Here is a 20,442-nt window from a genome sequence, read left to right as displayed (position 1 = left end):
CGACCTCACGGCGCGCGCTGGCGTGACCCGCGGTTTGGGTCACGCCCAAAGCGCGCGAGGGAGGACCGGAGCGACTGAAAGGAGCGAAGGGAGTCGGTTGGGGAGGCGTGTGGCTGTCGCGGTTGCGGTGCGGTCTCATTTGTGACGTGCGAGCAGGACGCTCGATAGTAAAAACACCCGAAGATATTGCTCCGAGAAATCAGACACTGTCACTCCCAATTTCACTTCATCCCACTCTCATTCGTAGTCGGCAACAACGCACTTGCCCGACGCCGCCGTCCCACCGCACATGGCAACGATTCTCGGCATCGAAGCCGACGGCGGCGCGGTCCTCGCGGGCGACCGACAGCTAACCGAGGGCGACACCGTCAAGAGCCAGTCGAAGCGACACGTCTTCGACTTCGGTGATGTTGGCGCGGCCGCTGTCGGCGACTCGGGCGGCGTGGACGAGTTCGAGCGCCGTCTCGAATCCGAGGTCAGCGACCACGAGACCCGGCAAGGAGACCCGATGAGCGTCACGCGACTCGCCAACCTCGCTTCGGACCTCGCCGCAGAGCAAGGAGTCGAGGCAATCGTCGCGGCCCGCGATGACCGCGAGGTGGCCCGCGTCCGGGGTATCGGAGCCGACGGCGGCGTGGTGACCGACGCGACGGTGGCGCTTGGGAGCGGCGCGCAGGTGGCTATCGGCATCCTCGAAGGCTCGGACAGACACGTCAGCCTCGACGCCGCCGAGCAGTTGGCGCGCGACGTGCTCGACACCGTGGCCGAGCGCGATACGGGGACCGGTGACACTGTGGATACGTTTCGTTTAGAAAGTAACTCGGAGCGTCTCTGACTGCGACAGTACGGATAACTGAGAGGGTTACGCAACTGGGAATTTCTCGAAAGCCCCCGCCCGGTCGCGGTCGTTGCGCGACATATCTGGACCTCTCAACACCGCCCGGTCCAGATAGTGGCCGCGCAAGCGACCACGGGCCTACGGCCCGCGACCGGGCGGCCCCTTTCAGTCCCGCCCGTGGTGTTTGATTCACCGGTCGATTCCCGGCGGCTGATTTACCGAGCGCCCGCCTCCAATCCCGCTCGTTCCGCGGAACCGTCTTTTAAGTACCGCCGTCACGTATCACCGGACGTACATGACCACAATCGAAATCGAATACTGCGTTCCCTGCGGCATGCTCGACCGGGCACAGGACGTCCAGCACGCCCTTCTCAGCGAGTACGGCGAACAGTTGGATTCGGTCGCGCTCGTGACCGGCGATAGCGGCGTCTTCGAAGTTCGGGCCGACGGCGAGCAGGTGTTCGACAAGGACGAAGACGAGTTCGACGTGGACGCCATCGTGGCGTCGGTGGGCGAGGCGGCGTCGGCGTAATTTATCGAACGCCCGGATTGATTACGACTCGCTCTCGAACTGCCAGTATGCTATCTGAGAACGTACCCGAAAATCGCTGTGGGTACGTCGTACATCCCGAAGACGCGAGAGCTGAGAGTCTCTACGGGGATATGGAATCCGAGCGTTGGCACGAACGGAATCGGGCGGTTTGCTGCTGGCGAAACGAGTGGAACGGGACCGGACGCTGTATCTGGCACGCCGAAGGGTCGGAGAAATCCGCCGTCGCATTGCAGAACGCTCGGCGAGACGGCCCGGAGCGTCTCGACGGGATACGACTTTCGGGTGTCCGTGTCCCGGCCAGCGTCGGACTCTCGTTTGCGGGATGTGTCCTCCACGGGGGCGATTTCTCGGACGCGGACCTCCGCGGGACGAATTTCGCAGACGCGGACCTCACCGACGCCGACTTTCGAAACGCCGACCTTCGAAAGGCGAGGTTCGAGAATGCGGACCTCTACCACACAGACCTCGGGAACGCGAACTTCCGACACGCGAACCTCGACAACGCGGACCTCAGTCACGCCGCGGCCGAGAATGCGCGCTTTCTCCGTGCTACCCTGGAGCGCGCGGACTTGTTTCGGTCCGATTTCGAACGCGCGGACCTTCGAACTGCGTCGCTGGTCGATGTGGAACTCCACAACGCCGCTCTCGGTGGTGCGACGCTTCGTCGCGCCGACCTCCGACGAGCGAATCTCTACGACGCCGACCTTCGCGAAGCGGACCTTCGAGACGCGAACCTCGAAGACGGTTCGCTCGACAAGACTGACCTCCGAAACGTGGACCTTCGAAACGCTCGTCTGTACCGGGCCGACCTATCGGAGGCGCGAATCGACTCGGACACCGAATTCGGAACGACCGTCGCGTACGAGGAGAGAACCGACTTGGACGGATGGGACGTTTCACCGACCGACGCCGCGGTCTGGACGTATCTTCGCCTCCGAAACCTCCACGAAGCACACGGACTGACCGTGCGGGGACGCCAGTACCAGACCAAAGCGGACCAGATTCGCCACGAGTAGCGCGAGGCCGTACATCGACCGCCGTATTACGCACCGCCTGACGCCGACCGCGTATCGCCCGCAAAACAAAACCGTGCTGAGGATTTATACCGGTTCCCGTGGTGCCGTGCGTCGGGGGCTATCGAATGTACAGCAGACAGTACGGGGGAGACGTAGCGGCGACGGGTGCCGACCGAGCGCTCGACGGGCACCGATTCGGGCCGACGAACCGACCGACCGCGACGAGGGGGTGTCCGTCGTGAAACTCGCGATGATAGGCTTCGGGCAGGCGGGCGGGAAAATCGTCGATAAATTCATCGAGTACGACCAGCGCACCGGGAGCCAAGCGGTCCGGTCGGCCGTCGCGGTCAACACCGCGAAGGCCGACCTCGCGGGCTTGGAGTACGTCCCGCCCGAGAATCAGGTCCTCATCGGCCAGTCGCGGGTCAAGGGCCACGGCGTGGGCGCGGACAACGAACTCGGCGCGGAGTTGGCCGAGGAGGACATCGACGAGGTGCAGGGAGCCATCGACAACGTTCCGGTCCACGACATCGACGCGTTCCTCATCGTCGCCGGAATGGGCGGCGGGACCGGGAGCGGCGGCGCGCCCGTCCTCGCGAAGTACCTCAAGCGAATCTACACCGAACCGGTGTACGGTCTCGGCATCCTTCCGGGCCGCGACGAGGGCGGTATCTACACCCTCAACGCCGCCCGCTCCTTCCAGACGTTCACCCGCGAGGTGGACAATTTGATGGTGTTCGACAACGACGCGTGGCGGCAGTCGGGCGAGAGCATGGGCGGGGGCTACGACCGAATCAACGAGGAAATCGTCCGGCGGTTCGGCATCCTGTTCGGCGCGGGCGAAGTCGCGGGCGGTGACGCGGTGGGCGAGAGCGTGGTTGATTCGAGCGAAATCATCAACACGCTCGCCACCGGCGGGGTCTCGACCATCGGCTACGCCGCCGAGGAGGTCGAGAATCAGACCGGCCTGCTCTCACGGTTCACGAGCGAGAACGGCGTGGACCCGACCCACGCCACGAATCGGCTCACCAGCCTCGTCCGGAAGGCGGCGCTCGGTAGGCTCACGCTTCCCTGCGACATCGAGAGCGCCGACCGGTCGCTACTCGTGGCAAGTGGTCCCTCCCGATACCTGAACCGGAAGGGCATCGAGAAGGGCCGCAAGTGGCTCGAACACCAGACCGAGTCGATGGAGGTCCGGGGCGGCGACTACCCGGTGGACGAACCCCGGGTGGCGAGCGTCGTCCTCCTGTCGGGCGTCTCGGAGGTGCCCCGGGTCGAGGAACTCCAGCAGGTGGCGGTCGAAACGCAGGACAACATCAACGAGATTCAGTCCGAGAGCGAGCGCCAGACCACCGACCTCATCGAGGACGACGACGGTGAGTTGGACCCGCTGTTCTGAGTTCGGATTCCTTTATCACGTCGAGTCGCCGTCGTCACCCGCTGAATCCGCGCCGCCACCGTCGCCTTCGCCCATCGTTTCGAAGATGATGACGCCGTCGTTCTCGTAGACTGTCTCGTACCGCGGCGAGAGGTGCATCGACATCGCGAGCTTGCTCGTGCGCTGGTACTCCATCCCGCGGACGGTGAATCGGCCCTTCGGGAGGTAGACGTAGTCGGGTTCGACGTTCGCGTTCGAGAGGGTGGTCGTCATGCACTGGGCGCTGTTGCACGCCGACATGTCCCGATACAGGTCGAGCTGGTGGGCGTACTCCTCGGTCCCCTCCCATTCGACGCCCCACGGCCCGACCAGCATCGTCCTGCGAGTCCGTTCGGGGAACCACTCGGCGGCGTCGCCCTGCACGACGAAGGTGGCGTCGGCGGCGGTGTTCTCGGCGGTCCACGTCATCGCGTCGTCGTCGTGACGGTCGATGAACTGCGGGAGCGACGGGCTTCCCCCGTGTGCGTTCACGTCGCCCGAGGCGTACATCGCGCCAGCCGAGAGGCCCGCGATGGCGAGGAGCACGAGCGCGACCGTCACGACGCCCCGGCGACGCGTGCCAGCGTTCGACTCGTCTCTGAGCCACTCGCCGACGCCCTCGAACAGGAAGACTGCGGCGACGAGCGCGCCGACGAACACGGAAAACCTCGGTTTACCGAGGACGACGACGACCGCGGCGAACCACATCGGGAGGAAGAACCGCCGCTCTTTGAGGAGGTACGCCACGCCCGCGAGCGGCACGACCTGCCACACCGATTCGACTATCGACGTGCGAAGCCCGAGCGCGTCCGACGCCGACGGGAGACCGCCGCCGAGTCCGCCGTGGGTGCCCGCCGCTCCCGTAAACACGTCCACGCCGTGGTGGGCCATCACCTGCGTCCACCACGGCGACGCGAGCGCGATGCCGCCGAAGCCGACGACCATCCCGTGTTTGAGTCCCCAGACCGTCCGGTCGAACTTGAGATACATGAAGACGTACGACAGCGCGAAGAAGACCGTGTAGACGGGGTGGGTCAGCACCGTCAGCGCGAACAGTCCGAGCGAGGGGAGGACCCACCGGAGGTCGCGGTCGCGGTAGAGTCGAAGCCCGGCGTAGATGCCCGCGAGCGAAAAGAGGAACGCCGGAGCGCGGACGACACCGCCCGCCGAGATGTGCCACCGAAGCACGGGCGGACTGACCGCGACGACGAGACACGCCAGCGCGGCCTGCGGGCGGGACTTCAGCAGGTCGCGGGCCAGCAGGTAGAGCGGGACGAGGTACGCCACGCTGACGAGACCCGGCAGGAATCGGCTGATGGTGATGGGGTCGAGTCCGGTCACGTCCCGAATCACCGCGACGACGTAGAACATCAGCGGCGGGTACGCGAACGGGACGCCGCCCTCGGTGTAGAACGGAATCGTCTCGGGCAGGGCGTACCCGTTCGCGACGATGCGCTCGGAGATGAGCATGTACAGGCCCGCGCCGAACGAGGGGTAGGGATGTGACTCCCAGTAGACGTAGAGCAGACACACCGCCGCCAGGAGCGCGGGCGCGAGCCAGAGTAGCTCGCGCTTGAACCCCTGTTTGCGGACCGTCGCCTTCCCCGTGACGTTCTGTTCGGACATAGTGACGACTCCCCTTCGAACCGGACTCGCTCTCGTCTGACGGTTGCTCGCGGCCAACTTTGTTATCTAGTGGCTATTCCCGTCGCGGCCGCGTCACCCCCTCTCGACGGTGTCCTTACCGCACCGCTTCCGGATTCAAGCGAGCGTTTCGTAGAACGCACCACGAAACGAGCCAAAGGGTTTGCGGCCGAGATTTGCGGCCGAGGTTTGTGGCCGAGGTGTCGCACCTCGCGCCCCGACGCGCATTCGTAGACCGTCTCGTGTGCCAGCGCCCCTGACGCAGTCACTCGTACCGGAGCGCGTCGATGGGGTCGGTCTTCGAGGCGTCCCACGCGGGGTACAACCCCGCGAGAACGCCGACGACGACCCCGACGAGGACCGCCGCGCCGAACCATATCGGCTGGAACGCGAGCGGCAGGCCGATGGCTTCGGCCCCGAGATAGCCGCCCAGGAGTCCGACCGCCGCCCCGAGCGCGGACCCGAGGACGCCGAGCATCACCGCCTCCAGCAGGAACAACTGGAGCACGTCGCGGCTCTGCGCGCCGACGGCCTTCATGATGCCGATTTCGCGGGTGCGCTCGGTCACCGACACCAGCATGATGTTCGCGATGCCGATTGAGCCGACGATGAGCGAGATGACCGCGATACCCGTGATGTAGGCGGTGAACGTGCTGGTCAACTGCCGGACCTGCGTGATTATCTGCTCCTGCGTCGTGACCTGGAAGTTGTACTCTCGGGACTTGTGGCCGCGCGCGTCGGACTCCCCGCCGAGGTAGTTGTACACTCGGCCCTGCACCGCGTCCACCGACGCGGGACCGTCGGCCATGACGAGGATGCGCCCGAACACCTGCTGGCGCTCGCGCTCCGACGGACTGTACACTGTCCGACCGTAGTAGGGGTCGGTCGGCGCGTAGACTCGTGGCTGTGGCCCCTGCCCGAATCCGGCGATGCCCTCCTCGCCGGTCGCTTCCACTATCCCGACGACCGTCGCGTTGAGTTGCTCGCCGTTGGCCGCCCGCGTGAACGTGACGTTCTCGCCGACCGAGACGTTGCCGCCGCCGAACATCCGGGCGGCGGGCCGATTCAGAACGATTTCGCGCTCGCCGACGGTGTACGGTCTCCCTTCTATGAACGAAATACCTCGAACTTGGAAGTATTCGGGCGTCGAGACCGTAACCCACTGGCGCGCGACCGACGAATTGTTGTAACTCATCGACGACGCCGCGATGCCGCTCTCGGGGGCCGCCATTTCGACCCCCTCCAACTGTCGGATTTGCTCGACGTCGTGTTCGGTGAACACGGCCTGTCCGCCCCCGCCAATCGACGGCACTTGGCCCTCTCCCGGCGATTCGGCGGTCACGTACATCGTCGCGGCGTTACCGCCCGCGACGGTGCCGATGATGTCCTGCTGGAGACTCGCGCCCAGCGTGACGAAGGTGATGACGGCCGCGACGCCGATAATGACGCCGAGCGTGGTCAGCGTCGAGCGGAGTTTGTGCTCGCGGATGTTCCGCCAGCTAATCCGAACGCTCTCGGCGATGTTCATCGCATCCCCCTCGGCATCATGGTCCCCCGTACGCCGGATTACTGCGCGCACCGACAAAAACCCAGTAGCCGAAACGCGACGTTACCGTACCAATGGAGTCGGATTCGGGAACCGATTCCGAACGAGGGCCCTCTCACTGAGACCGTTTGCAAAGCCCCGACGCGCACTCGCGGTCTCGGACCGCGAGTGCGCGTCGGGGCTTTCGGTTCTATCACTGCTTCCGGTCCCGCCGCCGCTTCCGGTCCCGCCGCCCGAAGCTACATCCGACTACGCGAAGTACTGCCGTCGATTATGGACCGAACCAATCCCGCCACCGGCGAGTCGCTCGACCCGATTCCCGACGACTCCGAGGCGGAGGTCGAGGCCGCACTCGACCGCGCGGTCGAGACGTTCGCCGAGTGGAAGGACGTACCCATCCAGAAGCGCCAGCAGTTGCTCGCGGCGGCGGGCGACGTGCTCCGGGACAACGAGGAGGAGTACGCCGAACTCATGACCGAGGAGATGGGCAAGCCCATCGAATCGGCCCGCGCGGAGGTCGAGAAGTGCGCGTGGGTGTGCGACTACTACGCCGAGCGCGCGGCCGAACACCTCCAAGACGAACACATCGGCGGCGAGTCGTACGTCGAAGCGTACGTCTCGTACGAACCGCTCGGGCCGATTCTGGCGGTGATGCCGTGGAATTTCCCGTTCTGGCAGGTGTTCAGATTCGCCGCGCCACACCTCACCGCTGGCAACGTCGGCCTGCTCAAGCACGCCTCGAACGTGCCGGGGTGCGCCGAGGCGATTCAGGACGTGTTCGAGGAGGCCGGATTCCCCGAAGGCGCGTTCCAGTCGCTCATCGTCGGCTCAGACAAAGCCGAGGGCGTCATCGAGGACGACCGAGTCGCGGCCGTGACCCTGACCGGAAGCGAGCGGGCGGGGCGGGCGGTGGCGAAAACCGCGGGCGAGAACCTCAAGAAGTCGGTCCTCGAACTCGGCGGGTCGGACCCGTTCGTCGTCCTCGACGACGCCGACCTCGATTCGGCGGCCGAGACCGGCTCGCTCGCCCGGACCATCAACGGCGGCCAGTCGTGCATCGCGGCCAAGCGGTTCGTCGTCCACGCCGACGTGTACGACGAGTTCGTGGACAAATTCGTCTCGGAGATGGAGTCGCTCGAAGTCGGCGACCCGACCGACGAGGACACCGCCCTCGGCCCGCAGGCCCGCGAGGACCTCATGGAAGACGTTCACGAGCAGGTCGAAGCGACACTCGACGCGGGCGCGACCCTCGAACTCGGCGGCGAACCCCTCGACCACGACGGATTCTACTACCCGCCGACGGTGCTGACCGACGTGCCTCGCGACTCGCCCGCCGCGACCGAGGAGGTGTTCGGTCCCGCGGCCGCCGTCTTCGAGGTCGAGGACGAGGACGAAGCCGTCGAAGTCGCCAACGACCACCACCTCGGACTCGGTGCGTCGGTCTGGACCGACGACTTAGAACGCGGCAAGCGGGTCGCCCACCGCCTCGAAGCCGGTCTCACCTACGTCAACCAACTCACCAAATCCGACCCGCGACTCCCCTTCGGCGGCGTGAAGGACTCGGGCTACGGCCGGGAACTCTCCCGGCACGGTATCCGGGAGTTCGTGAACAGAAAGCTGGTCTGGGCACAGGAGGCCGACGCGAGCGAGGACGACGTGACCGTCGTGACCGAGTGATGGCGGGCGACGAGTCGCCGAAAAACGCAACTCGGAGCCGCCCCGAAACCGAATCGAGCTACGGCATTCCCGACGGCGACGACGGCGCACTCCCGTGGCCGTTCGTCGCCGAGAGACTGGCGGGCGACCGAAACTACTGGGTTTCGACCACGCGCCCGGACGGTCGCCCGCACGCCAGGCCCGTGTGGGGCGTTTGGGTCGATGGAACGCTCTACTGCGGCGGCGGCGAGCGCACTCGATGGGTCCGGAACCTCGCGCGAAACCCCGGCGTCGTCGTCCACCGCGAGGACGCCGAGGAGGTCGTCATCGTGGAAGGTCGCGCGGAGAAAATCACTGCCGAAACCGCCGACGCCGACCTCGTGGAGTCGGTCGATGCCGCCTACGAACAAAAGTACGACGTGCGCCACGGAACGCCGTTCTTCGCGGTCTGACCTGAGAAGGTGTTCGCGTGGAGCGACTACCCTCACGATGCGACCCGGTGGACGTTCGACGAGTCGTAACGAAAACTGAAGTCCAATCCTGTTTTACTTACCTGTTCGAAAACACTTTTGGCGCGAACGCGACGTTTCCGCGTATGGCAACTGCCGACAGACGCGGTATTCGCGGACTGGCCGACAGAGCGAACCCGGCGTTCGCGGCGGGAGCGGTCGTGATTCCGGTCGGCGCGCTCGCGTACGCGCTCGCGCTCGGCGACCTCCGAACGCTATTTTACGTCCACGTCATGGCTGGCGTGCTGTGGACCGGAATCGACGTGTTCATGGGCGCGATTCTCGGTCCCGTCATCGGCGGACTCGACCCCGAGGAGAAAGCGAGCGTGTTCACCAGATTCACCCCGAAAATGACGTTCTTCATGCCGGTCGTCGCGGCGGTCACGATAACCGCGGGCATCGAACTCGCGAGGGAGATGGGCTACTGGGCCGCTGGCGGCCACTGGCTGCTGGCCGCGCTCGGGGTCGCCGGACTCCTCTCAGTCATCGGATTCGGCATCATCCTCCCGAACGAGATTCGAATCTATCGGGAAATCGTTTCGTCGTCGCCCGACACCGACAAAATCTCGCGACTCGGGATGCGAAACGCGAAGTTGGGCGGGGTGCAGGGTCTCCTTCAGTTGCTCATCATCTTCGTGATGGTGAACCTCAGACTCTGATATTCACGAACTTCGGCCCTGAGGCTTCTGAACCTCCCGCGAACGAATCTCGCTCTCGCGACATCTATCATCTCGTGGCAAAAATAATTATGAACGCCGGTGTGTTGGTGAGTCCCATGCCGGAGGACAGCCGAGAGGGGGCGACCGACACCGATTTCGAAGACACGACCGGCGACGAGTCGGAAGACTCGACGCTCGACTTCACGCGCAGGGGGGTGATGCGCGCTGGCGGCGGCTTGGCGGCCGCCGGATTCATCGGCGACACGTGGTTCGAAGACGACGCGTTCGACCTGAGCGAGGCCCAAGAGGTCGAAGTGACCGCGCAGGGCTTGGAGTATTTCAGTATCGGGCAGGCCCGCGTGGTCCACGACCTCACGGGGCGAATCTACCCGTCCGACGAGAACGGCCCCGGCGCGCCCGAGGCCGGCGTCGTCTACTTCGTGGACGACCAGATGAACTCGGCGTGGGGTCGCGGCGACCGGTGGTACATGGACCCGCCGTTCGCGGGCAAGAATCCGACGCCGTCGTTCGAGGACGAACCGCAGACTCCAGAAGACCGGGAGACCGAGGTGTCGTTCGCTCAGGAGGACCCGAACGACACGCAGGGGTGGCAGTACTCGGTCACTCCCAGCACGGCGTGGGACCAGGGTATCGAGGCCGTCGAGGAGTACGCCCAGAACGAATACGGCGACCCGTTCGTGGACCTCGACGGCGACCAGCAGGACGAAATCGTGCAGGCGCTTCAGGACGGCGAGGTGAACACCTTCGAAGACAAGGGAATCGACGCGGCGGCCTTCTTCCTCTTGGCTCGCCAGAACACCCTCGAAGGAATGTTCGCCGACCCGATGTGGGGCGGGAACCGCGAGATGATAGGCTGGCGGCTCAAGAACTTCCCCGGCACGCCCGGCGCGCTCGGGAGCTACCGGGAACAAATCGCGGAGGACGAGTACATCGAAGTCGGGTCCGACGAGTTCCGAAAGATGGCCGACGACGTGGAATCGCTTGGCCTGAACGGCAACGGCGGCGAGGTGGATTTGGGCGGCGAGAACGAAACCGACACCGCCGGTAACGCGACCACCACCGGAAACAGCACCAACGCGAACGAGGGCCACGGCCACGTACACAACGCTGCCGAGGCGGAGTATCCGAAAATCGTGGACAGGGAGGCCGCCAGGGGGAACGCCGATAGGGACCCAGACAGCGATGACGACGACGAGGGGGGTGAGGACTGATGGCGCAAGAACTCGAACCGGTGGACCTCGTCACGGTCGGTGCGGGATGGACCGGCGGTATCGTCGCCAAGGAATTGGCTCAGGAGGGCTACGACGTCGTGAGCCTCGAACGCGGCGGCGAGGTCTCGACCGAGGACTTCCTCACGGTCCACGACGAACTGGGGTACGCGCTCCGGTACAAGCTGATGCAGGACCTCTCGAAGGAGACCATCACCTTCCGGAACAATCTCGACCAGCCAGCGCTCCCGATGCGCCGGTACGGCGCGTTCCTGCCCGGAACCGGAACGGGCGGCGCGGGCGTCCACTGGAACGGCGTGACGTGGCGGTTCCTACCGTACGACTTCCAGATTCGGTCCCGGACCATCGAACGCTACGGTGAGGACAAAATCCCCGAGGACATGCAGATTCAGGACTGGGGAATCTCCTACGAGGAACTCGAACCCTACTACGACCAGTTCGAGTACACCGCCGGAATCTCGGGGACCGGCGGAAACATCGAGGGCGAGGTACAGGACGCGGGCAATCCGTACGAGGGGCCGCGGTCGCGCGACTACCCGCTCCCGCCGATGCAGACCACGCCGCCGCTCAGGCGGTTCATGAACGCGGCCGACGAACTCGGCTACGAGCCGTTCATGCAACCGTCGGCGAATCTCACCGAGTCGTACACCAATCCCGACGGGGTCCAGATGGGCCGATGCGAGTACTGTGGCTACTGCGAACGGTTCGGGTGCGAGTGGGGCGCAAAGTCCTCGCCCATCGTCACCGTCCTGCCCGCCGCGCGCGAGACCGGCAACTTCGAACTCCGGAATCACGCCCAAGTGGTCGAACTGCTGTACAACCCCGAGCGCAGGCGCGTGCAGGGCGTCCGGTACGTCGATAGGCAGACCGACGAGGTGTACGTCCAGCCGGCCGAAACCGTCGCGCTGACCGCCTACGTCCTCAACAACGTCCGCCTGCTCCTGCTGTCGGACATCGGCGAACCGTACGACCCCGAGACCGGCGAGGGCGTCGTCGGAAAGAACTACTGCTACCAGAACTTCGGGGCCAGCGCGACCGGCTTCTTCGACGACGAGCAGTGGAACCTCTACATGGGCGCTGGTGCGCTCGGTGCGTCCCTCGACGACTTCAACGGCGACAACTTCGACCACTCGGACCTCGACTTCATTCACGGCGGCAACGTCTCGATAAGCCAGACCGGCCAGCGCCCCATCGCCAACAATCCGACGCCCCCCGACACGCCCGACTGGGGGTCGGAGTTCAAAGCCGAGAGCCTGGACAACTACCACAGCACGCTGTCCATCTCGGCGCAGGGGTCGGTGATGCCGTTCCAGCGAAACTACCTCGACCTCGACCCGACCTACACCGACCAGTACGGTCAACCCCTGCTCCGGATGACGTTCGACTGGCGCGAGCAGGACCGAAACCTCGTCGAACACATCGGCCCGCAACTCGAAGAGATAATGGAGGAGATGGGCGCGGACCAAGTCTCTGCGAACACGAGTCTCGAAGGCAGTTTCGACATCACGCCGTACCAATCGACGCACAACACCGGCGGGGCCATCATGGGGTCGGACCCCGACGAGTCGGTCGTCAACAGCTACCTGCAGGCGTGGGACGCCCACAATCTGTTCGTACCCGGCGCGTCGGCGTTCCCGCACAACAGCGGCTACAATCCGACCGGGACGGTCGGCGCGCTCGCGTTCCGCGCGGCCGAGGGCCTGCTGGAGTACCTCGACGACCCGCGACTGCTGGACGACCCGGCCTGAAGCGGTCGGTGAACCATCCGGCCTGAAGCGGTCGGTGAACCATCCGGCCTGAAGCGGTCGGTGGACCCCTCGGCTGACCGCGCTCCCGCGGCCCGAGAGACGGTCGCCCGCTCGCGCGACGGTTCCGTCGCGCGAGCGGGCTAGTCTCGGTCGAGTCGGTCGAGAAACACCGCGAACTTCGCGCCGCCGAGGTCCGAATCCGACACCTCGACCCGGCCGCCGTACGCTTCGGCGATTTCGCCGACCAAGTGAAGTCCGAGTCCGGCCCCGGCGCTCTCGCCGGTCTTGTATCGCGGTTCGAACACGCGCCCTTTTTGTTCGTCGGGAACCCCCGCGCCGTCGTCTTCGACCGCGACCACTGCACGGTCGTCCGTCTCTCGAATCGAAATCCGGACCGTGGTGGCGTTCGCGTGCCGGAGGGCGTTGCCGACGAGATTCCGGAACAGTTCTTCGAGGAGCGGCCCCGCGCGTACGGTCGGGCAGTCGCCGGTCACCGACACCGAGACGCCCCGTTCCGCCGCTCGGGGTTCGAACCCCTCGACGGCGGACTCGACGTGGGACCGCACTTCGACTTCCTCGGTCGGGTCCGTCGCGTGGCCGGTCCTGACGAGCGAACTCACTTTGTCGAGGATTTCGGTGCTCTCGTCGAGCGCGTCGAGCGACTGCTCGACGCGCTCGGCCGCGTCGTCGGGGAGGTCGTACTCTTGCAGTCGTTCGAGCGACCCCCGAACCACCTGCTCTCTGTTCCGAACGTCGTGGCGCATGAGCGAGTGGAGGAACGACTCGCGACGCTGGGCCGCCACGCGTTCGGTGACCTCCGTGACCGCGACGTACACCCGCGAGTAGTCGTCGGCGTACTCGTCGGGCACGTTCACCTCCATTATCTCGTGTTTGCGCTCGCCGTCGAGGGTCTCGACCACCGACTCGGTTCGGGAGTGGGTCTTCCCGCGCGCTATGTCGGCGATGAGCGACTTGTTGGCTTCGTGGGACTCCTCGGTGAACATCTCGCCCATGTTATCGAGGAGTTCGCGCTTCGATTCCGCGCCGTAGTAGTCGAGCGCGTTCTCGTTCACGTCGATGATTTCGAGCCTGTCGAAGTGGTCCCGAACCTCGTCGGGATTGTCGTCCAGATAGGATTCGACGTCCTCGACGTCGCTGATGACCTCGTCGATGTGGGCCTTGATGTCCGAGAAGTCCTCGACCCACAGCACCAGCGGATTGTTCTCGAACAGCGACCGGTACCGCTTTTCGGTCTCCCGGCGCGCGTCCTCCGCCCGCCGGTGGGCCACCTCTTGGCGTATCGTTCGGGCGAGGACGCCGTACTGGGAGTCGGCGTCCCCGCCCTTCTGGAGGTACCGATTCGCGCCCAAGTTCAGCGCCTCCATCGCGACCTCCTCGCGGCCCTGTCCGGTGAAAATTACGAACGGAATCTCGTCGCCGTAGCCGTCGCGCACCGCGTCGAGAAATTCGAGGCCGTCCATCTCCGGCATCCGGTAGTCCGAGACGATGGCGTCGTACTCGCGCTCTTCGAGGCGTTCCAGCGCCGGGCACGCGCCGTCCGCGGTCTCGACCGACAGCCCGTCGTCCTCGCGTTCGAGGAACGTCTTCGTCAACTCTAGAAGGTCCCGGTCGTCATCGACGTAGAGGACGCGCAGATTCGACGCCTCACTTTGGGAACCCATCTCAAACAAACTGTGGGAACATTGGTTTAAATAATCTTGTGCCGGTGTTCGGACAGGCGCGTTCACCTGTGACTGAATATCTGCGACGTGACGGTCACGGGATACCTCGGCGAACTTGACAATTCGGGAACACCCCCATCTATTTTAACAGAACGAACACTCCGAGTATCATCGCGAGCAAGAGCCAGCCAGCGGGACCCGCTTGGAGGCAAACGATAGGTAATACGATGAAGACACCGATACGAATGAGGATACCAAACATGTACGCTGTTATGTAGAGTCAATCTATAAGTATTACTCCCCGTCCGTTCGGCAAGCGAGTCCGGATAAAATAGACGTGTTCGCGCCGCACCGATTCTCCTCCTCGCGAGGGGCTTCTCCCAATGACCCTACCCCAGAACGACCTCCACCACCGCCATCTCGTCGCTCTCGACCGCCGCCTCCAAGTCGTCCCGGAGCTCGTCCCACCCGTCCGGGCGGTACGCTTCGATTCCGAAGCTCTCGGCGAACGTCTGAAAGTCGGGGTTCGAGAACTCCGTGCCGAAGTGCTCGCCGCGGTGGTCGGTCTGCTCGTCGGCGATGAGCCTGTACTCGTCGTCGCGAAACAGGAGAATCGTGTATCCACAGTCGAGCCTCGTCGCGGTCTCGATTTCAGCGGCGTTCATCATGAAGCCGCCGTCGCCGGTCGCGGCGACCACGTTCGAATCGACGGCGAGGTCGGCCGCGAGACCGCCCGGCACCGAGATGCCCATCGACGCGAGACCGTTCGAGACGATGCAGGTGTTGGGTTCGAACGTCCGGAAGTTCTGCGCGATGACCATCTTGTGGGTGCCAACGTCCGAGACGAGCACGTCGTCGTCGGCCATCGCGTCCCGGAGGACGGTCACGACGCCCCGGTGGGTGAACGGGTCGCCAGCATTGATTTCGGGGGTCACGTCCGCGACGATGTGGTCGCGCACGTCGTCGTACCAGTCGGTCTCGAACTCGGCGTCGAGGTCGGCACAGCAGGCGTTCAGCTCTCGGACCGCGGCCGCGATGTCGGCCACCACCTCGACGTCGGGGTTGTAATGTTCGTACACCTCGGCGGGGTCGCTATCGAGGTGGACGATGGTGGTCTCGCCCGAGGGGTTCCAGTCGGCGGGGTCGTGCTCGGCGATGTCGTAGCCCACCGTCACCACGAGGTCGGCCGACTGGATGGCGTCCGACGCCTCCTCGTGGTCGCCCGAGTCGAGGGTCAGCAGCGAGTGGTCGTCGGCGTCCGACACCGCGCCCTTCCCCATGTAGGTCGCGGCCACCGGGAGGTCGTAGTCCGACGCGAGCGCGCGGAGCGCCGCGCTCGCGTCGGTTCGGACCGCGCCGTTGCCCGCGATGCAAATCGGTCGGTCGGCGTCGGCGAGCAGTTCCCGAACCGCGTCGATGGACGGTTCGTCCGGGTCGGGCCGTCGAACTCTCTCGCGCCGGTCGAGCGGCCGCACGTCGCACTCCTCTGACGCCACGTCTTCGGGGAGTTCGACGTGGGTCGCGCCGGGCTTCTCGTACTCGGCGACCTTGAACGCCTTCCGGACCGACTCGTGGACGATGTCGGGGTCGGAAATCTGAGCGTTCCACTTCGTCACCGGTTCGAACATGTCCACCACGTCGAGCGCCTGATGGCTCTCCTTGTGGAGTCGCTCCAGTCCGCCCTGTCCCGTTATCGCCACGAGCGGGGCCTTGTCGAGGTTCGCGTCGGCTACCCCGGTCAGTAGATTCGTCGCGCCCGGGCCGAGCGTCGAGAGACACACCCCCGCAGTCCCGGTCAGCCGACCGTGTACGTCGGCCATGAACGCCGCGCCCTGCTCGTGGCGGGTCGGCACGAACGTCACCTCCGAATCCCGGAGCGCGAACAGCAACGCCTCGGTCTCCTCGCCCGGAATCCCGAAGACGCACTCGACTCCCTCTCGTTCCAAACTCTCCACGAGCACTTCGGCTGTGTTCATGCCACTCCGTAACGAGAGCGTCCCACATAGCTCCGGTTGCCGAACTGCGTCGAAACCGGCGTGACTCGTCCGACTCTCACGTGGCCGGTACTGTCATACTCCCCGAACAGTCTTGACGCCGGTCATGACGACGACTGAGTCGCTCGCCGGTCGGGAGATTCGCGACCGCTTTCTACTCGTCTAAGAACGATTTGAGCAGTTTTCGCTCGCCGACGCGGAGGTGCTGGTGGAACGTCGGCGGCGAGACGCCGAGCGACTCCGACACTTCCTCGCCCGTGCTCTCGCGGGGCCAGTCGAAGAACCCGGCGTAGAACGCGGCTTCGAGCGCCGACCGCTGGCGGTCGGTCAGGTCGTCCTCGACCGCGGTTTGGAACTCCTGGACGGTGCGGTCGGGGCGCTTTCGCTCACGCTGAGCCACCACCTCGGAGTTCGGCGCGCTGTCGGTAATCGACTCGATGACCGCCCGCACGTCGGTGTTCATCGGGAGTTCCACGAGGCTTCGGCCGCCGTCTTCGGTGAACGTCGATTCCCGAAGCTTCCCGCCGTGGTCGGCCAACGCCGGAAGCACCGACGGCCCGGTGTAGACGAACTCGAACAGGTGTTCGTCGCCGTGTTCGTTTATCAGTCGGGCGTTCACGATGTCGTCGGCGTCGTCCGCGCGCTCGCGCACTCGGTCGGGAGAGAGACCGTCCACGGTCACGAAGTGGACGAAAGACCCGTCGGACGTAATCGTCACGCCTTCGAGCGTGAGCGTGCAGGATTCCTCGCGGGCGGTCCGTGCGAAGAATCCGTCGCCGTCGTAGATGTCGAACTCGACTTCGACCACGTCGTCGGCGAGGAGCGCGCGCTTGTTCTCGACCGCGTTGATGGCGTGGCCGATGGTCTCCCCGAGTTCGGTTAGAACCGCGGTTTCGCGCTCGTTGAGCGCGTTCGCCCGGTCGGCGTAGACGCAGAGGACGCCGTACACCGTGTCGCGGTAGCGGAGCGGAATCGACGCCATCGACCGGAAGCCTCGCGTGAGCGCCTGCTCGCGCCACGGCGCGAGGAGGTCCGAATCGGGAATGCTCTCTATCACCGTGGGCTCGCCCGACTGGACCGCCTTTCCGGAGGGTCCGGTGCCGAGTTCGTCGTCGCCGACCGGAATCGTCACGTCGTCGAGATAGCCGTCCTCGACGCCCGCGGACGCGGTGGGAACGATTCGCTTGTCCACGATTTTCGACCCGCCGGTCCACGCGAATCGGTAGTGGTCGGAGTCGGCGAGTCGGTCGCAGACCGCCTGCTCTATCTCCTCGCGCGTCGAGGCCCGGACCAGCAGTTGGTCGATGTCGCGGATGACCTCGTTGATTCGGTTGAGTTCGGCCAACTGCTCGCGCTGGTCGGCGAGTTCGGCTTCCCGGCTCGCCCGGTTCAGCGCGACTTCGGTGTTGGCCGCCAGCACCCGCGCGAGGTCGAGTTCGTACTCGTCGAAGACACCGGGGGTCTCGGAGATGACGGTCATCACGCCCCAGTCGTCGAGCGGGATGATGTAGAATCCGCGAATCGCTTCGTTCCCGTTCTCGTGCTTGTGGACCTCCTCCTGGGCGTCTTCGTACATGCGCTCTTCGCCCGCCGCGAACGCCTCGCCGACGAGCCCTTCGCCGCGTTCGAAGTCGGGCGGGTTGCCGAACTCCCCGCTCGTATCGGACGGAATGCTGAACGATTCGAGAAGTTGGGTCTCGTCGTTCCACCGGAACACGGTCGCGTGGGGCAGGTCCAGCACCTGCCGGGCGGTCTCGACCGCGATGTCACAGATTTCGCCCTCGCGCTCGGTCGCCATCAGGTCGCGAGTCGCGCCGTGGAGCGCGTCGAGCATCCGCTCGCGCTGGACGCGTTCGGTCACGTCGTAGTACAGTTCCATCCGACCGCCCGCGTACAGTCCCGACTCGATGGGCTGACTGAGATGCTGGAGATATCGCTCCTCGCGACTGTGGTTCGCCGGGAGATGGACCGTAAACTCCTCGACGTAGCTGTTGTCGTCGTACGCGTCGACGACGGTTTCGGCGAACGCCTCGGGATTCTCGGTGAGGTGCTTGACGCGCTCGTGGACCAATGCCCGTTTGTCTTCCCCGACGACCGACTCGCGGTCGAGTCCGAAGTACTCCTCGATGGCGGAGTTTATCCACGCAACGTCGAACTCGTCGTCGAGGACGAAGATTCCGACGTCGGTGTTGTCGAGCACGTCTTCGGTCATCGACCGGTACCGCTCCTCGTTTCGCTTGCGCTCGGTGATGTCGGTGTAGATGGCGTAGCCGCCGGTGTGTTCGCCCGGTCCCTCGGCGTTCCGAAGCAGGAAGCTCCGGATACCGTCGACCGTCTCGCGCCGAACCTCGGCATCGACGCGCTCGCCTCGGCCAACCATCTCGTTGTACTGCGCCGCCGTGTCTCGATGGGCGTCCGGGACGATGAGGTCGTCTATCGTCTCGCCGACGGCGGTTTCGGCGTCGTGGCCGAATACGTTCTCGAACGCTTCGTTCACCGACTGGATTATCGGGTCCCCGTCGCAAATCCGGTAGTCTATCGTCGGCTCGGGGATGTTCTCGAACAGCGCGGCGAATCGGTCGCGCTCTGCCTCCAGGGCGCGCTCGGACCGAATCCGGCCGAGGGCCTGGGCGACGTGGGCCACCAGCAGTTCGGCGAGTTCGCGGTCGTTCGCCGCGAACGACCCGACATCCTTCGAGACGGCCTGAAACACGCCGAGTTCGCCTATCGGGACGGTCAGCGCCGACCGGTAGCCGCTCGCGGCCGGAGTGACTCCCTCGCCTTGGAGGTCGGCGGTTCGAATCGTCTCGCCCGCTCGGTAAGCGCGGGCCGCGAGTTTGTCGTCGGCTTCGAGCGCGGTCGTGGTGTAGTAGCCGTCCGACGGGACGCCCTTCGAGACGGCCTGTGGGACGAGTTCGCCGTCCTTCACGAGGTCGACCGCGGCCAAGTCGAATTCGAGGAGCTGTTCGGCGGTCTCGACCGCCAGCCGACACACCTCGTCGGGCGTCTCGCACTCCTCCAGCATGACCGCGACCTCGTGGAGGTCGTGAGTCTTGCGCTTCTCGGCGTTGAGTCGCTCTTCGAGTCGCTTGCGCTCGCTCACGTCGCGGACGATGCACGAAAAGTAGTGGCGGCCCGCGCGCTCGGTCTCCTTGAACGACACCGCGAGCGGAATCTCCCTGCCGTCGCGGTGCTTGCCGGGTAGCTCGACGTAATCGCGCTCGACGTACCCCGCGTCGTCCCGGAGCGTTCGGACCGTCTCGCGGACCGACTCGTGGACGCGCTCACAGAGGAGCGTCTCGACCGAATCGCCGACGAGCGAAGCCGAGTCGCGGCCGAACACCCGCTCGGTCGCGGGGTTGGCGAACACGATTTCGCACTCCTCGTCGATGGTAATCATCGCGTCGGGCGACCCCTCGACCAGCGTCTCGAATTTTTCGGCGAACAGGTCGCGGGTGCGCTCGACGCGCTGGCACTCGACCACCCGGTCGATTCGCTGGGCGAGTCGGGCCGAGAGGTCGTCACCGGGCCGGGTCGAGACGAACGCGACCCCTTCGGGTGCGGCCGCGACCGATTCGCCGACGAGAATCCGGGCGACCTCCGGAAACAGTTCGCCGACTGCGTCGAGCAGTTCGGCACCCTCCGCGTCCGGGAGGTCGGCGTCCGCGACCACGCAATCGACCGGTTCGACTTCGAGGCGGTCGAGCACCGCGGCGGCGGTGCGTTCGCTCGCGACGCGTGCGGTCGTGGCGTCTGCGACCGCCGCCTTTTCGGCCGGACCGCCGACGCACAGCACCCGTTGCAGTCCCCCCTGCCGTGACACCGGTCCCTCCGACTGCTGGAGCATCGTTAGTCGTGACAGACGCTCCGTGGTTGTAGTCGTTTCGCCTCGTTCGGAGGCGAAAACTGTTCGAGAACCATTAAGACCCG

The 20,442-nt window shown here is 65.4% G+C and carries 13 protein-coding genes and 1 pseudogene; 9 read left to right on the top strand and 5 right to left on the bottom strand.

The genetic code is table 11. The features are described from left to right. The first annotated feature begins 289 nt into the window (after positions 1–289). The 4 genes from EKH81_RS12735 to EKH81_RS12720 all read left to right on the top strand — a co-directional run bounded on the left by EKH81_RS12735 (position 290) and on the right by EKH81_RS12720 (position 3,806). A complete protein-coding gene (locus EKH81_RS12735; RefSeq protein WP_132058644.1) occupies positions 290–835 on the top strand; it encodes an Ntn hydrolase family protein in 546 nt (181 codons plus the stop codon). 298 nt (positions 836–1,133) lie between these two features. After that, entirely contained in the window at positions 1,134–1,370 is a 237-nt protein-coding gene (locus EKH81_RS12730) for an Rdx family protein (RefSeq protein WP_132058645.1), read from the top strand. 131 nt (positions 1,371–1,501) lie between these two features. Beyond that, positions 1,502–2,407, top strand: coding sequence for a pentapeptide repeat-containing protein (locus tag EKH81_RS12725; RefSeq protein WP_162224616.1), 906 nt, complete (start codon positions 1,502–1,504; stop codon positions 2,405–2,407). Between the two features lie 238 nt (positions 2,408–2,645). Next, positions 2,646–3,806 carry a tubulin/FtsZ family protein gene (locus tag EKH81_RS12720; protein ID WP_132058874.1) on the top strand — a complete coding sequence of 387 codons (1,161 nt, stop codon included), beginning with the start codon at positions 2,646–2,648 and terminating at the stop codon, positions 3,804–3,806. A 15-nt stretch (positions 3,807–3,821) separates the two neighbouring features. Here the strand turns inward: EKH81_RS12720 and EKH81_RS12715 are convergent, their stop codons facing one another. Both EKH81_RS12715 and EKH81_RS12710 read right to left on the bottom strand, forming a co-directional pair. Next, positions 3,822–5,450, bottom strand: coding sequence for a glycosyltransferase family 39 protein (locus tag EKH81_RS12715; protein WP_132058647.1), 1,629 nt, complete (start codon positions 5,448–5,450; stop codon positions 3,822–3,824). A gap of 283 nt (positions 5,451–5,733) precedes the next feature. Then, positions 5,734–6,996 (bottom strand): ABC transporter permease, encoded by a 1,263-nt coding sequence (locus EKH81_RS12710; protein WP_132058648.1) that lies wholly within the window; start codon positions 6,994–6,996, stop codon positions 5,734–5,736. 291 nt (positions 6,997–7,287) lie between these two features. Here EKH81_RS12710 and EKH81_RS12705 point away from each other — a divergent pair, with 291 nt between their 5' ends. The 5 genes and pseudogenes from EKH81_RS12705 to EKH81_RS12685 all read left to right on the top strand — a co-directional run bounded on the left by EKH81_RS12705 (position 7,288) and on the right by EKH81_RS12685 (position 12,836). Continuing rightward, a complete protein-coding gene (locus EKH81_RS12705; RefSeq protein ID WP_132058649.1) occupies positions 7,288–8,691 on the top strand; it encodes an NAD-dependent succinate-semialdehyde dehydrogenase in 1,404 nt (467 codons plus the stop codon). Then, positions 8,691–9,191, top strand: a pseudogene (locus EKH81_RS12700) (pyridoxamine 5'-phosphate oxidase family protein). The gene EKH81_RS12705 and the pseudogene EKH81_RS12700 overlap by 1 nt, the downstream one beginning before the upstream one ends. A gap of 74 nt (positions 9,192–9,265) precedes the next feature. Beyond that, complete coding sequence (locus tag EKH81_RS12695) at positions 9,266–9,838, top strand: hypothetical protein (protein WP_132058651.1); 573 nt, start codon at positions 9,266–9,268, stop codon at positions 9,836–9,838. A gap of 116 nt (positions 9,839–9,954) precedes the next feature. Continuing rightward, entirely contained in the window at positions 9,955–11,070 is a 1,116-nt protein-coding gene (locus EKH81_RS12690; protein ID WP_202935134.1) for a gluconate 2-dehydrogenase subunit 3 family protein, read from the top strand. After that, positions 11,070–12,836: a GMC family oxidoreductase gene (locus EKH81_RS12685; RefSeq protein WP_132058652.1), complete on the top strand. Its 1,767-nt coding sequence runs from the start codon at positions 11,070–11,072 to the stop codon at positions 12,834–12,836. Before EKH81_RS12690 ends, EKH81_RS12685 begins: the two co-directional genes overlap by 1 nt. 140 nt (positions 12,837–12,976) lie before the next feature. On the opposite strand, the gene EKH81_RS12680 is transcribed toward EKH81_RS12685, so the two are convergent. The 3 genes from EKH81_RS12680 to EKH81_RS12670 form a co-directional block, all read right to left on the bottom strand. Next, positions 12,977–14,518 carry an ATP-binding response regulator gene (locus tag EKH81_RS12680; protein WP_132058653.1) on the bottom strand — a complete coding sequence of 514 codons (1,542 nt, stop codon included), beginning with the start codon at positions 14,516–14,518 and terminating at the stop codon, positions 12,977–12,979. Positions 14,519–14,907: 389 nt separating this feature from the next. Beyond that, positions 14,908–16,494, bottom strand: a complete 1,587-nt coding sequence (locus EKH81_RS12675; RefSeq protein WP_132058654.1) for an acetolactate synthase large subunit — start codon at positions 16,492–16,494, stop codon at positions 14,908–14,910. Between the two features lie 172 nt (positions 16,495–16,666). After that, the gene (locus EKH81_RS12670; RefSeq protein ID WP_132058655.1) at positions 16,667–20,359 is read right to left on the bottom strand and encodes a GAF domain-containing protein; all 3,693 of its coding nucleotides are present in this window, start codon (positions 20,357–20,359) and stop codon (positions 16,667–16,669) included. Positions 20,360–20,442 lie beyond the last annotated feature (83 nt).

The organism is Halorussus amylolyticus (genome assembly GCF_004143485.2).
Lineage (GTDB): Archaea > Halobacteriota > Halobacteria > Halobacteriales > Haladaptataceae > Halorussus > Halorussus amylolyticus.
This window is presented reverse-complemented; position numbering and strand designations above follow the sequence as displayed.